Raw genomic sequence first — 13703 nt, 5'->3', positions numbered from 1 at the left:
ACTGTTGCAACAGCTGTTGCATAAATCCTGTTGCATTGGTTCAGGATAAATTCTTGCCCCAAATATAATGAAGACCAAACAAAGGCTTAGAACATAAGCCGCAACTGGCATGCGGCTTGCTTTTCCTCCAGTGAGGCAAATGGAGGAGAAATATATGCGTGCGTTGCGCTTTTATGCTGCCAGGGATCTGCGCGTTGAAGACGTGCCGGCACCAGTCGATCCTGGCGCAGATCAGGTTCTGATTGAAAACCGCTTTTGCGGCATCTGCGGTACCGATCTGCACGAATATGCCTATGGTCCGATTTTCATTCCGGCTGAACCGCATCCCTTCACCAAGGCAAGTGGTCCTCAGATTTTGGGCCATGAATTTGGCGGCGTGGTCAAAGCCGTAGGGGCTGATGTTCGCCGCGTGAAAGTCGGCGACCGCGTGTCGGTCCAACCGCTCATCATGCCAAGGGCAGGCGACTATTTTGCCGATCGCGGGCTTTATCACTTAAGCACCAGTCTGGCTTTGGCGGGGCTGTCCTGGCATTCGGGTGGCATGGCCGAACAGGCTTTGCTCAACAGCTATAATGTCCAGCCCATCCCCGACGATCTCAGCGATGAAGAGGCGGCGCTGATCGAACCGACAGCAGTTGCGGTTTACGCCTGCGACCGTGGCGACGTGACGGCTGGCAACAGCGTGCTTGTCACGGGCGCCGGTCCCATCGGCATTCTGGTGGCGATGGCTGCGCGGGCTGCGGGCGCGTCGCAGATATTCCTTTCTGATCTCAACGAGACACGCTTGCAGCTTGCGCGCGAAAAGCTGGTTGATATTCGCACCATCAACCCGAAGTCTGAAAATGTTGGCGATGTAGTCCGTGCCGAGACGGAAGGCAATGTCGGCTGTGATGTGGCCATCGAATGCGTTGGCAATGAACATGCGTTGAAGAACTGTACCGATGCCGTCCGCAAACAGGGCGTTGTGGTACAGACCGGCCTTCACCCACATGAAAACCCGCTCAACTGGTTCGATGTCACGTTCAAGGATATCGATATTCGCGGCTCGTGGGCCTATCCCACCCATTACTGGCCGCGCGTCGCAAGGCTGATTGCGAGCGGCCAGATTCCGGCAAAAAAGATCGTTACCAGGACAATCGCGTTGGAGAACGCTGTTGCCGAAGGTTTCGACCGTTTGCTCGACCCGGCGGGTACGCAGCTCAAAATTCTGATCGATCTCAAAAGGTAACGCATTTCACTGCCGGGCTTGGGAGAGCACGGCGTCAACATCTATGGGAGGAAATTGCAATGCTAGAGAAAACACCAAATGTCCGCGTGCAGGCCTTTCTCGACAAGTTTGGCGCAGCACTTGAAGCGGGCCGGATCGATGAAGCGGTTTCGATGTTTGCCGATGATTGCTACTGGCGCGATCTGGTCGCGTTCACTTGGAACATCAAGACTGTGGAGGGTCATGATCAGGTGCGCGACATGCTGCAGTCGCAATTACAGCTTGTGAAGCCGACAAAATGGCTAGTTGCAGCCGGGGAGACAGCGACGGAAGCCGATGGCCTCACCGAAAGCTGGATCTCTTTTGAGACCGAAGTCGCGCGTGGTTACGGTCTCATTCGCCTGAAGGGTGGCAAGATATGGACCCTTCTCACCGTCATGTCGGAGCTGAAGGGTCACGAGGAAAAGTCCGGCTTTACCCGCCCGCTAGGTGCGAAGCACGGTCAGGATATTGGCGCCAAGACATGGAAGGAAGAGCGCGAGGAGGAAGCCCGCACGCTTGGCTATGACAAGCAGCCCTATGTGCTGGTGATTGGCGGCGGGCAGGGCGGTATTGCGCTTGGCGCACGCCTGCGCCAGCTTGACGTGCCGACGATCATCGTCGAGCGCAATGAGCGCCCGGGCGATTCATGGCGCAAGCGCTACAAGTCGCTCTGCCTGCATGATCCGGTCTGGTACGATCATCTGCCCTATATCGACTTCCCGAAGAACTGGCCGGTTTTTGCGCCAAAGGACAAGATTGGCGATTGGCTGGAATTTTATACGAAAGTAATGGAGTTGAATTACTGGACACGTTCCACGGTCAAGTCTGCACAATGGAACGAACAAAAGAAGGAATGGTCTGTCGTCGTTGACCGGGATGGAGATGAGGTAATCCTTCGTCCAAAGCAGTTAGTCTTTGCAACCGGAATGTCGGGTAAGCCGAATATCCCGAACGTCAAAGGACAGGATTGCTTCAAGGGCGAACAGCAGCATTCATCCCGCCATCCCGGACCCGATGGCTACAAGGGCAAGAAGGTCGTTGTTATCGGGTCGAACAATTCGGCGCATGATATTTGCGCTGCGCTTTGCGAAGCAGGCGTGGATGTGACCATGGTACAGCGATCATCGACACATATTGTACGCTCGGAGCCGCTGATGAAACACGGCCTCGGCGCGCTTTACTCGGAAGAGGCAGTGCAGAATGGCGTCACCACCGCCAAGGCCGATCTGATCTTCGCCTCGCTGCCCTATCGCATCATGCATGAGTTTCAGAAGCCCATCTATGACAAGATCCGCGAGATCGATGCTGATTTCTATGCCGCGCTTGAAAAGGCCGGTTTCCAGCTGGATTTCGGCTCGGACGGTTCGGGGCTGTTCCTCAAATATCTGCGGCGCGGTTCCGGCTATTACATCGATATCGGCGCTTCGCAGCTCATCATCGACGGCAAGATCAAGCTTGCTTCAGGTCAGATCGACGAGATTACCGACAATTCGGTCCGGCTTGCCAACGGGACAGAGCTGCCCGCCAATCTGATTGTCTATGCGACGGGCTACGGCTCGATGAATGGCTGGGTCGCGGATATCATCGACCAGCAAACCGCGGACAAGGTTGGCAAGGTCTGGGGTCTGGGCTCGGAAACGCCGAAAGATCCAGGGCCATGGGAAGGCGAACAGCGGAATATGTGGAAGCCCACCCAGCAGGAGGCGCTCTGGTTCCATGGCGGTAACTTGCATCAGTCGCGGCATTACTCGCAATATCTGTCGCTACAGCTCAAGGCCCGTATGGAGGGAATCGATACACCGGTCTATGCCTTGCAGCCCGTCTACCATACCAAATAACCCGGCGTCCCATGCGCGTTGATTGAAAGCGGGCATGGGGTCATCGTAACCTTAACTTTGCTGTACGTCTCAGCGGTGGATAAGAGGGCATGCTCGACAATCGCTCCCCGCTTTATTATCGCCATCGCTTTCCACCTGAGTTATTGCAGAAGCGGTGTGGCTGTATTTCCGGTTTCCGCTAAGCTTTCGCATGGTCGAAGACATGCTGGCATACCGAGGGATTCTCGTCACCCATAACACAGTGCGCCGATGGGCTGAAAAGTTCGGACGAGACTATGCCAATACAATCCGTCGCCGCTCACCGCGCCTTGGTCACAAATGGCACCTTGATGAGGCTGCCGTGACGATCAACGGCGAACGGCACTTTCTGTGGCGCGCCGTTGATCAGGATGGCTTTGTGCTGGAAGTGCTAGTCCAGAAACGCCGTGATACTAAGGCCGCCAGACGCTTTATCCGTAAACTCTTGTCAGGTCAGGGCGCAGTTCCCCGCTTCATGGTCACGGATAAACTGGGATCTTATGGTGCTGCCAATCGGGAGATCAGCCTTACGGACTGTGATCATTGCCAGCATAAAGGTTTGAACAATCGGGCCGAGAATTCTCATCAACCCATAAGATGGAAAGAGCGGTGCATGAAGCGCTTCAAATCAGCACGGCACTTGCAGCGTTTCGCATCCATTCACGACCCAATCTACAACCTTCATCATTTTCCTCGCGACCGCTTCACCTCTGCCATTCACCGCTAGCTGCGCCAAACTGCCAATACTATCTGGCGCGATATCGCTGGCCTGTAATCCGCGTAATCACTACATCATAGTTCAACAGGCATCTGCGCACAGGTTAAGGTTACGCTGCGCCTGCAGCATAGTCGCGTCCAGCGGTCGGCCAAGCTTTGCCCCACCGAAATTTTTGCAACAGATCCCCATGACGCCCAAACAACCCCCTCAAATTAATGCTCAATTTGTACGAAGTCGAGCTTAGTGCTTAACCGCGACCAGACCGTACATGAGCGGAATGGACGGCATCTTAGCAGGCGGGATCATGCGTCGGCCGCCGATGTCGCGCATGTCGTTAAAACCCCGCCAGCCGTTAGCGTAAGGGAACTCAACCATTCTTTCCAGGGTTAGCCCTGCACGGATGAGCGCAGAAATTACGTCACCTACCCCCCAACTGAACTCGTACGAGGGATGCGGGTTTCTAAAACCCACAACTCCTGCCGTACTATCGCCAGGAGTCAATCCGTGTCCGGAATCGGCCACGTAGTCGCCAACGCCGCCATCCTCGACGGGAGCCTTATTGAAATAGTCGTAGCGCGGCTGCCACTGCTCATCGAACACCATGGCGAATGGGTGGAATTCCAAGAATGTGAATCGACCGCCTGGTTGCAGAACACTGGCAATGCCGCGCGCCCAGATGTCGAGATCCGAAAGCCAGCTGATCGCTCCGTAAGATGTAAAAACCCGGTCAAATAGCCGGCGATTGCAAGCCGCTTGGTCGAACCATGTAAACAAATCATCGCGCTCAAATTGCGCCTGAATGCCGCTCTCGTCTGAAAGACGCCGGGCAAACGCTATCGCTTCATCGGAAATGTCGACACCGGTCACATCGGCATCCAGCAGTGCGAGGCTCAAGCTGTCTTGGCCGGAATTGCACTGCAGATGGAGCAGGCTCAATCCGCCAACTTCGCCAAGAAGATCGCGCTCTTCAGGGAACAATGTCGAACCACCACCGCGAAAGAAAGCTGCCTGATCACCCTTATGGCTGTTGTGGGCGACTGTCGCCGCATTCCACGAGAGGCGGTTCGCCTCGTGTAAATCTTTGTGCATTCTAATACTCTCTCGAGGTGAGCCCCGTCGCGAGGCTGTTGATCGTGGATAAACTTGGACTGGCCCTATGGCAGAAGAGTTCCTGAACGTTAATGAGCACAGATATAAGTCGCGCTACAATAGGGCATTTTCGTGCGATCTATATGTGGCGTGGGAAGCATCGCCTTAACGATAATACTACGATACTTGCCATTCGAAATGTCCTTTGACCAATGAAATCAGCGGCATTGTAACCGCCGCCTTAAAGGCCACAGACATGACTACACCCGACCCGCTCTGAAAAATCATCCGGGAATGGACAATTGCCAAACGGGCACCATCCAGACATCGCGGTGCTTTCACATCAGATGCTGACGATCAGCTTTGAGCGGCTTCCGGTGACTGCATCAGATCGTCCGCAACATGATGGGAGATTGGTTAAAGAACATTGGAGACCGCTCAGGAGAGCCGGATGTCGGCACTTCCTGACATTGCGTATGGTTCATTCATGGGAAAATGTCTCATGCAAGTGGTGCCACAGCAAGGTGCCGTCCGGGGACACTTTGAAGGCGATGGTTGATTGCCGAACCGTGCTTGAAGAAGAGCCTTCGCTTTGCGTCTCCTGATATGTCAGCAAGGCTCCATCATGCCAGTGCTTCGCAACCCCAACTCGACGAATCCGATCTCGATCTACGGGATTGGCTCGCTGCAATTGTCGACGGTTCAGACGACGCCATCGTTAGCAAGGATCTGAATGGCATTATTAGAAGCTGGAACAGTGGTGCCGAGCGCCTATTCGGTTATCATGGAGAGGAAGTCATCGGAAAGCCGGTCGGCTTCTCATCAAAGGCTGCGTCGAAGCGCGGATTACCAATTCCGGTAGCAGAGAATAGGGCTTAGGGGGTTCGCGGTTCTGCAATCTGGCGATCAGCAACTCGACTGCAGCCGTGGCAACCTCATCGAGATGAAGATCGACTGCAGTAAGTGCAGGCGAAGCCAGTTTGGCGCGCAAGCCATCATATCGAGTTGCGATCCTCAGGTCATCCGGCACCAGGCGTCCAACAGCTTTTGCGGCAATAAGAGCGCCGGAGGCAAAAGCGTCAACGGGAACGCACAGGGCGGTCAGGTCGGGCGTATCGCGCAGAAGTATGTCGACGGCTTCCCTCGCTGCCTGCTCTCCACCGCTTTCTTCGAGCCTGATCGCCACTGGTTGATAACCATGGCGGGCCACATACTGCAAATAGGCTCGCTCTGTCTCGTAATACGAATTGCGTCGCGCGGTGCCTGTTATCAGCCCTGTTCTGCCACCCTCTGTGGCGAGGTGGTCCAGCAGCAGTTTGGCCGTGCGCTCACTTTGCAAGTCGACAAATGTGATATCATCTCGATCCGGGACACGTCCGATCGAGACGATCGGAATGTTACGATCGTCAAAATATTCCAACACCGGGTCATTAACGGTCGGCTCGACAATTATAACACCGTCCACCTCAAGGGCATCAAGGGCACCCTCCGACTCCATTGGGGGAACGATCGAAAGCGCGAGGCCGTTCAGCAAGGCAGGCATGGCTGCAGCCGCCGCGATTTCCATCAGAAAGCCCAGTCGCGACGGACCGGCAGCCACCGCGAATGGCATACTTGATATGAGAGCTATGGAGTTTGCTGTGCCCGTGCGCAGCAGTCGTGCCCTGATATTGGGGCGATAGCCGATCTGTCGGGCAATTTCTTCAATCCGCTGACGAGTTCCGGGCTCGACATGACGCTTTCCACTAAAGGCGTGGGATACTGTCGTTACCGATACGCCCGCTGCCCTGGCCAGGTCGCCGATTGTAGGTTTCCTCATCGCAAACTCCAGTTTCGATATGAATATCACGGCGTCACATACGATGCAAAACGATTTGCAAACGTTATCCAACGTGATAATCAGGGGGAACTCTGACCGGGTCGGCTTGCGGTCGCCAAAGAAACGGCGAAGGGCGGAGCTTCATTCCCCGGCTCCATAAATCAGGCGTAACAAAGGAGGGATCGTGGCAAGGCTCGATCTGACACGTCGAAATTTTTTGAAAGCTGCGGCAGCGCTTGGTGTCACCGCTGTAGTTCGCCCGCTCGGCGACGCGCGGGCGGACATGATGCCATCGCCGGTCGGCTCCGATGGCGGCTGGATCGCTGGCGGGTCGCTGCGATATCGCCGCGACGGCATGGCGAAAGTGACGGGGCAGAAAGTCTTCGCGATCGATAGCCGCGCGCACGATCTGCCCGGTTGGCCCGATCATCAGTCCTATGCCCTGACGATCCATATCCCGCGCGCGGAACGGATCTACGAGGGGCTGGATCTGTCCGTGCTCGGCCAATACAGGCCCGACGTGCTGATCGACGCCGACACGATTGCGTCCGACAATATGGTCATGCCCGAACCCGGATTCTATGGCGAGTTTTTCCTCAAACCCGGCAACGTCTCTCCCATGCTCGGGCAGCCGGTGGCGATAGGCATCTGGCACGATTATGAGCGCTTCCGCGTTGCCGCGAAACTGTTGCAGTTCAATACGGATATTTTCCGTTTCGGAGCCAAGGCGTTGCCGGCTGCCCGCGCGGCCTATGTGGCTGCGCGCCACGTCCGCGTAGATGGTGGCGATCCGTACGCAGAAGACCGTTATTCCTCGATGAAGAACACCATGGTCAGGGCGAAAGCGGATGCTTCCGGCATCGTATGGCCGCAAGAAGACGATCCGCAATTCGGTACCGCGATGCGCGAATCCGCCCGCATCAATGGCGAAATGCGCAATCCGGGCAAGAGAACACAGGTATTCGCACGAAAGTTCTACAGCCAGTCCATTGAGCCCGCGGCGCTTGAACTGGATAACGGACTGGCCTGGTATGAGCGCGACAGCGGCACGCTGCGCATGGTCGGTGCGACGCAGGCACCCTATGCAGTTGCGCAGCTGACGATGAGCATGATCAAGGAAAGCAGGCTACCGCTGCACAAGCTCGACTTCATGGCTGGTTACACGGTCGGCTACGGCCAGAAGGAACATCATCCGTTTCCCTTCTATGTGGCGCTCGCGGCACTCTATTCGCAGGGCCGACCCGTACGGCTGGCACTTGACCGCTGGCGGCACTTCCAGTTCGGCCTGAAACGCCATCCCTTCGATATTGAAACAGCGATTGCGGTGGACGATGAGGGTAAATTTCGCACCCTGACGTGCCATATGGTCGGTGATGGCGGCGGTGTCATGAATTTCAGCCCATCCATCGGCACGCTTGCCGTCGCATCCGCCCAGTCAGCCTATTATTTCCCGCAAAGTGACCTGTCCGTCGAAGTGCTGCCGAGCATTGGCGTAACGTCCGGCTCGGTGCGCGGTTATGGTACACTTCAGTCCATGGCGACGACGGAAATGCTGGTCGATGAAGTGGCGGACGGTATCGGCATTGATGCGATCGAGTTGCGTCGGCGCAATGTGTTGCAGGCCGGAATGAAGAACACGCAGGGCGCCACTCCGGCCGGCAATCTGCGAATGGGCGAAATCCTCGATCTTGCCGCGCGCGATCCCTTATGGACGGAACGTGCAAGGCGGAAGGCCGACTATGAAGCCACCAATCCCGGGATGTTGTACGGGATCGGCTTCGCCTCGGTGCAGAAGAGCTTCGGCACGGCTGCAGAGGCCGCGGTCGTGCAGATCGAGGTGACGGCGCAGGGACGTCTGAGAATGAGACACGTCACATCGGAAATCGGTGCCGGATCAACGACGGCGCAGATGCTCGTTGCCGAACCCTTCCTCGGACGTCCCGTGGACGAGGTCGAATTCGCGGTTCAGGACTGGCCGCAAATGCCGGTCCACACCAGGGAGGAACCCTATTCGACCCCGCAGGAGGATGAAGACAGACTGGCGCAGGACCCGTATTGGGTGCCAAGCTTCACATCACCACGTTCGGCTTCAAATTCGGCCTATTATTTCACCCACGCAACGCAGCAGGCCGCGAAGCTACTGCTGCAACTGGGCCTGTGGGAAGCAGCCCTGTCGATTTGGGGTGGACCCGACGGCGGGCAACTTTTGCCGGTGCCAGTCAAGTTCGAAGACGTAGAATGGCGCGAGGGCAAACTGGTTGCTGGATCGCTTGAGCCGCTTTCCATGGAGCGGCTGGCGGCCAGGGCGCATGAACGCGGACTGATCACGGGCATCTGCGTCCATACTTTCAACCGGCGGTCCTGGGCCGAGGCCGATTTCGTAGTCGACGGCAAGCCGATCACGATGCCGATCGACGCGCTGTCGGTCAAATGGGGCGACGGTGCCAATGCGGCCAGAATGGCTGCGATGACGGCTGGCGGCTATGCCTTTCAGCCGCGCACGCGGGTCAGTTATCCGCCTGTAAAACGCGCAGCCGCCGGCGCGATTTACTATGCGCCCTGCGCCACCCTTGTCGAGCTTACTGTATCCACCGGCACCGGTGGGGTAAAGCTACTGTCACACAAGACCTGGCTCGAATGCGGTACGCAGATCGTGCCGGAACTGGTCTCTGGTCAGCTTCAGGGTGGCATCGCCATGGGAATTGGCCATGCACTTTATGAAGACCTGCCGACGGGAGCCGACGGTCCCGGCAACGGCGAATGGGGTCTCAGCCGCTATCATCTGCCACGCGCTTCCGAAGTCGCGGTCTGGACGCAGACGGGCCATGTTCTGCCGCCGGCTTCACGCACGGATGCGCCTAAGGGCATGGCGGAAGTGGTGATGATCCCGATCGTCGGCGCATGCGCCAATGCCATCGCGCATGCGACGGGTAAACGTTTCTATCGGCTGCCGATCAGCGCGGCCAGAATCAAGGAGGCGCTGTGATGGAAGCCAGAATCAGCTTTTCAGCCACCATCAACGGCAAGAAGGTCGGCCCGGCTGATTTGCCGGAAGACTTGATGATGATCGAGTTCCTGCAGGAATATCTCAATCTCACAGGAACCCGTCTCGGCTGCGGGCAAGGGGTATGCCGCGCCTGTACGATCATCGTCGACGACGCTGAGAAAGGTTCCTCGACGGTTCCGGCCTGCATCACCGGCGTTGCGTGGCTCAATGGCAAGACCATCCGCACGGTCGAAGGCATCGCCGAAACAGATTCCAGCGGACAGCAGGTCCTGTCTCCCATACAGGAAGCGTTTTTGAAGCATTTTTCGTTTCAATGCGGCTATTGCACTCCCGGTTTCGTCAATTCGGCGACGGTGCTGATCGAGAAGCTGAAGCAGAATCCAGTACCTGCCGACGATGTGGAAGGTGCAATCCTTGCGGCACTTGACCCGCATATCTGCCGCTGCACGGGTTATGTCCGTTATTACGAAGCGGTTCGTGAGGTCGTCTTGAACACGCCCGGTCTCACCACGGTAACGCGCAGCAGGAAAGTGATGGACAATGGCTAAGTATCTGCGTGTCTTCGCGTTACTGTGCATCATCGGTGTGGCCGTCGTCGGCGGCATGTACTGGATTGGCAGCAGTTCCTCATCCATCCCGCCGTCGACGGTGGATTTCGCGCATCTGAGCGCCGAAGCGCATGCCGCTCTGGTTGCTCGGGGACAGAAAGTCGCGCGTGAGGCCGACTGTGGGGCCTGTCATTCCGACCCCGCCGGAGGATCGGACCTGGCGGGCGGCATGTCCATGGTCACGCCCATGGGGACGATCTATGGCACAAATATCAGTGCCTCGAAGGAATACGGCATCGGCACATGGACCTCGGACGATTTCTACCGCGCCGTGGCCTATGGGATTGCACCTGGCCGCCGCAATCTCTATCCGGCGATGCCCTATGCAAGCTATCACCAGATTACGCGCGCCGACAGCGATGCGCTTTTCGCGTGGTTATTGACGCAGCCGGCCGTGGAGAAGCGCAACCGGCCCAATTCGATGGTCTTCCCCTTCAATATCCGTCCGGCGATCGCGCTGTGGAACGCGCTTGAGCGCCCGGCGGCAAAGCCTTTCGATGCGACCGAAGCGGCGAAGGAACCTTTTGCCCGAGGCAAATACCTAGTGGATGTGCTGGGCCACTGCGGCGAATGCCACACGCCGCGCGGCCTCACCTATGCGCTGCAACAGGACAAATATCTCAAGGGCAACGTGATCGAGGGCGCCTATGCGCCGGACCTGACGACAACAGCCCTGGCCGAGCGCGGCTGGACAAAACCGGATCTCGTCCGGTTCTTCAGCCATGGCCTGTCTCCGCAAGGTGTCATGACGTTCCGCATGTTCCCCGTTCTCGAACATTCCACCGCACATCTCGACGATGCGGATTTACAGGCAATTTCGGCCTATCTTACGCAGGACCAGTCGATGCAGGGTCCACGCGTCAAGGAGCCGGTCGGCACGCCGGATCCGGCGGGCGGGCAGCTCTATGTCGGGCTTTGCGCCGGATGCCACGGTGTTTCCGGCGAGGGCCAGCCGCACTCTTCCGTGCCGCTCAACGTCAATACGACTGCCATGTATGAGAATCCTGTCACTCTCGTTCGCGTCATTCACGAAGGTGTACACGAGCGTAACCTGGCGCGGGGAGAGCGCATGCAAACCATGCCTGCCTTCGCCGATCAACTGGACGACCGGCAGATGGCTGATCTGGTAAATTATTTGCGTCAGCGCTGGGGTGGACACGAGGCCAATGTGACGCCCGCCGATGTCGCGGACGCTCTTAAGCTCATTCGGCACGGAGGCTGAGAGTGGAATGCATCCTGCACTGATTGATCCCTGGCAGGCCGCGCCCGATATGGGCGAGGGAATAGTCATCGCTCTATTGACGGCGACAATCGGCCCCGCCTACCGCAATCCGGGCGCGGCGATGGTCATCGCCCCGGATGATCGCTGGGTCGGTGCGCTAACGTCCGGCTGCGTCGAGGCGGATGTTGCCTTGCACGCCCGCGATGTGCGCATGACCGGCCGGCCGAAGCGACTTCGCTATGGCGCAGATAGTCCTTATTTCGACATACGCTTACCCTGCGGCGGAGCAATCGAGATCATGCTTTTTCCGCTGCGAGACCGTACCGTTCTGGAAAGACTGGCCGAGCGGCGCAGATCGCGCGTGCCGGTAAATCTCCGCATTTCGCCGGAGGGCCGGCTTGCGCTAGACCAGTTCGACGCGCCCGCCGGGGAGAGTGGAAGTTTGGTGATGCCGTTCTGTCCGCCGACACGGTTCGTGATCTTGGGAGCGGGACCGGAGGCCCTGATTTTTGCGCAGATGACGGCAAATCTGGGCCGCGACCACATTCTTATCAGCCATGACCAGACGACGCTGTGCTCTGCCGGTAACATGGGAATCGTAAGCCATTCCCTTACGCGGCTTTCCGATCTTCATGCCGTGCCGGTCGATGCGAACACGGCCGTGACACTTTTCTATCACGACCACGACCACGAACCGGAGATTTTGCGCCACGTACTTGGAAGTGAGGCTTTCTATATTGGTGCTCAGGGAAGTATCAAGGCACACCGCACCCGCCTGGAACGACTTGAAGCACTTGGCGTTTCCGAGCCGGATCGAAGGCGCGTGCGCGGTCCGATCGGCGTCATCGCCTCGACACGTGATCCACAGGCGCTAGCGATCTCAGTGCTGGCCGAAATCACTCAGGCCGAAACCGGGCGGTCGATTCTCTCGCTGGCAGAAAGGGTGAGGACTGATTAATCATGCAGACACTGGGTGTAATGCTGGCGGCCGGAGCATCGCACCGCTTCGGACCCGACGACAAGCTTTTAGCTCGTTGCAGGCAAAAGCCCCTTGTCGCAATAGCAGCACAAACTTTATTATCAGCCGGCTGTGACGTCTGCGCTGCCGTGGTCTCTTCGCCGGAGGTAGCAGCTGTCTTGCCGATAGAATTGCCCCCCTTGTTCTTGCAGCCTGGTCTATCGATGGCTGCGTCGTTTCATCGTGCGGTCGACCACGCGCGTTATATAGGCGCGGACAAACTTTTAATCTGCCTCGGCGACATGCCGAATGCTTCCCCTAGGCATCTACGCAAACTAATGGAAAAAAATCACTCATGTTGCTCGGCGTTGGCTTCGGTGCGCCTGCCACCTGTCATGATTATGGCGTCCGATTACAGTAAGGCAGCGATAATGGCACAAGGCGATAGTGGTGCCCGGGGCCTGCTCTCCTTGATGAGCTCCGACGCGCAGATTGAACTAACACAAATCGAGGCCATGGATATCGATTATCCCGAAGATCTGGACAGGATCCGAAGGCCACGGTTTAAGCAGTGAATTGCTGCGATGACGAAGGCGTGTCCATCGACCCTCGCCAGTCCGGCGTTCAAGCCGCCAGAATATTCTGTTTATGAGGAAAGACTTGCATTCCTGGATCCACGACAAGGGGAAATGCCGGACCTCGTGTCCCGAGACCGCGCTTGTTGACGATGTCGCAAGCATCGCCCGGGAACTGCAGACGGATCGATGTACTTTGGGTACCGCCCCGCTGCCAAGCATTCCAAAACGCGAAGCGCAACAGATTCCCTGGCGCCGCTGAGTGCCAGCGTCAGCGAGCGAACGACGCTCGAATTGCCCGAACAGTTCGCGCCGAGAATTACGTGCCTACCTGCAGCCTGTTCGGCGTTATGCTTGAGGTCCAATTGGTCGATCGACCGGATATTGTTGATCTGTAGACGACGTACATACATTGATTTGGATCCAAACCTCAGGTTCGCGTCTCCACAATAGCAATGGTCGTCAGATGACCAACTCTTAGAGCGCCGATGTCTGAGACAAAGGAATCAAAACTGCATCTGGCCATGACAGCGTTGCCGTTGCGTGCTTCGGTCAGTTTATCAGCACTCAAAACATACAGCAGTCGAAACTGCAGTTCTGCA

General features: G+C 57.3%; 9 protein-coding genes and 2 pseudogenes. 9 read left to right on the top strand and 2 right to left on the bottom strand.

The annotated features are described in order from the left end of the window. Positions 1-154: 154 nt before the first annotated feature. The 3 genes and pseudogenes from AAE521_RS21890 (at position 155) to AAE521_RS21880 (ending at position 3832) form a co-directional block, all read left to right on the top strand. Positions 155-1228 (top strand): 2,3-butanediol dehydrogenase, encoded by a 1074-nt coding sequence (locus AAE521_RS21890; RefSeq protein WP_342062447.1) that lies wholly within the window; start codon positions 155-157, stop codon positions 1226-1228. A 59-nt stretch (positions 1229-1287) separates the two neighbouring features. Beyond that, entirely contained in the window at positions 1288-3087 is a 1800-nt protein-coding gene (locus tag AAE521_RS21885) for an NAD(P)/FAD-dependent oxidoreductase (protein ID WP_342062446.1), read from the top strand. 89 nt (positions 3088-3176) lie between these two features. After that, a pseudogene (locus tag AAE521_RS21880) lies at positions 3177-3832 on the top strand (IS6 family transposase). A gap of 231 nt (positions 3833-4063) precedes the next feature. Here the strand turns inward: AAE521_RS21880 and AAE521_RS21875 are convergent. Further along, the gene (locus AAE521_RS21875) at positions 4064-4912 is read right to left on the bottom strand and encodes a class I SAM-dependent methyltransferase (RefSeq protein ID WP_342062445.1); all 849 of its coding nucleotides are present in this window, start codon (positions 4910-4912) and stop codon (positions 4064-4066) included. Positions 4913-5590: 678 nt separating this feature from the next. Between AAE521_RS21875 and AAE521_RS26780 the strand changes: the two are divergent. Further along, a pseudogene (locus AAE521_RS26780) lies at positions 5591-5725 on the top strand (PAS domain S-box protein); the annotation flags it as partial. Here the strand turns inward: AAE521_RS26780 and AAE521_RS21865 are convergent. Continuing rightward, positions 5709-6731, bottom strand: coding sequence for a LacI family DNA-binding transcriptional regulator (locus AAE521_RS21865; RefSeq protein WP_342062444.1), 1023 nt, complete (start codon positions 6729-6731; stop codon positions 5709-5711). The pseudogene AAE521_RS26780 and the gene AAE521_RS21865 overlap by 17 nt on opposite strands. A gap of 184 nt (positions 6732-6915) precedes the next feature. On the opposite strand from AAE521_RS21865, the gene AAE521_RS21860 reads away from it, so the two are divergent. From AAE521_RS21860 to AAE521_RS21840, 5 genes are read left to right on the top strand one after another with little or no spacing between them, the layout of a single operon-like run. Then, positions 6916-9717, top strand: coding sequence for a xanthine dehydrogenase family protein molybdopterin-binding subunit (locus AAE521_RS21860; RefSeq protein ID WP_342062443.1), 2802 nt, complete (start codon positions 6916-6918; stop codon positions 9715-9717). Beyond that, positions 9717-10286, top strand: coding sequence for a (2Fe-2S)-binding protein (locus AAE521_RS21855; RefSeq protein ID WP_342062442.1), 570 nt, complete (start codon positions 9717-9719; stop codon positions 10284-10286). Before AAE521_RS21860 ends, AAE521_RS21855 begins: the two co-directional genes overlap by 1 nt. Beyond that, positions 10279-11568 carry a c-type cytochrome gene (locus AAE521_RS21850; RefSeq protein ID WP_342062441.1) on the top strand — a complete coding sequence of 430 codons (1290 nt, stop codon included), beginning with the start codon at positions 10279-10281 and terminating at the stop codon, positions 11566-11568. The genes AAE521_RS21855 and AAE521_RS21850 overlap by 8 nt, the downstream gene beginning before the upstream one ends. A gap of 7 nt (positions 11569-11575) precedes the next feature. Further along, on the top strand, positions 11576-12526 hold the full coding sequence (locus tag AAE521_RS21845; RefSeq protein ID WP_342062440.1) for an XdhC family protein: 951 nt from the start codon (positions 11576-11578) through the stop codon (positions 12524-12526). A gap of 2 nt (positions 12527-12528) precedes the next feature. Then, on the top strand, positions 12529-13101 hold the full coding sequence (locus AAE521_RS21840) for an NTP transferase domain-containing protein (RefSeq protein WP_342062439.1): 573 nt from the start codon (positions 12529-12531) through the stop codon (positions 13099-13101). Positions 13102-13703: the final 602 nt, after the last annotated feature.

Origin of the sequence: Brucella cytisi (assembly GCF_038433355.1) — a bacterium.
Taxonomy (GTDB): Bacteria; Pseudomonadota; Alphaproteobacteria; order Rhizobiales; family Rhizobiaceae; genus Brucella; species Brucella cytisi.
The sequence above is the reverse complement of the archived record's forward strand: the minus strand, read 5'-3'. Positions and strand labels throughout refer to the sequence as shown.

Excerpts from the sequence above, each read along its gene's own strand:
- AAE521_RS21890 (WP_342062447.1), top strand. The coding sequence starts at position 155 with ATGCGTGCGTTGCGCTTTTATGCTGCCAGGGATCTGCGCGTTGAAGAC.
- AAE521_RS21885 (WP_342062446.1), top strand. The coding sequence starts at position 1,288 with ATGCTAGAGAAAACACCAAATGTCCGCGTGCAGGCCTTTCTCGACAAG.
- AAE521_RS21875 (WP_342062445.1), bottom strand. The coding sequence starts at position 4,912 with ATGCACAAAGATTTACACGAGGCGAACCGCCTCTCGTGGAATGCGGCG.
- AAE521_RS21865 (WP_342062444.1), bottom strand. The coding sequence starts at position 6,731 with ATGAGGAAACCTACAATCGGCGACCTGGCCAGGGCAGCGGGCGTATCG.
- AAE521_RS21855 (WP_342062442.1), top strand. The coding sequence starts at position 9,717 with ATGGAAGCCAGAATCAGCTTTTCAGCCACCATCAACGGCAAGAAGGTC.
- AAE521_RS21850 (WP_342062441.1), top strand. The coding sequence starts at position 10,279 with ATGGCTAAGTATCTGCGTGTCTTCGCGTTACTGTGCATCATCGGTGTG.
- AAE521_RS21845 (WP_342062440.1), top strand. The coding sequence starts at position 11,576 with ATGCATCCTGCACTGATTGATCCCTGGCAGGCCGCGCCCGATATGGGC.
- AAE521_RS21840 (WP_342062439.1), top strand. The coding sequence starts at position 12,529 with ATGCAGACACTGGGTGTAATGCTGGCGGCCGGAGCATCGCACCGCTTC.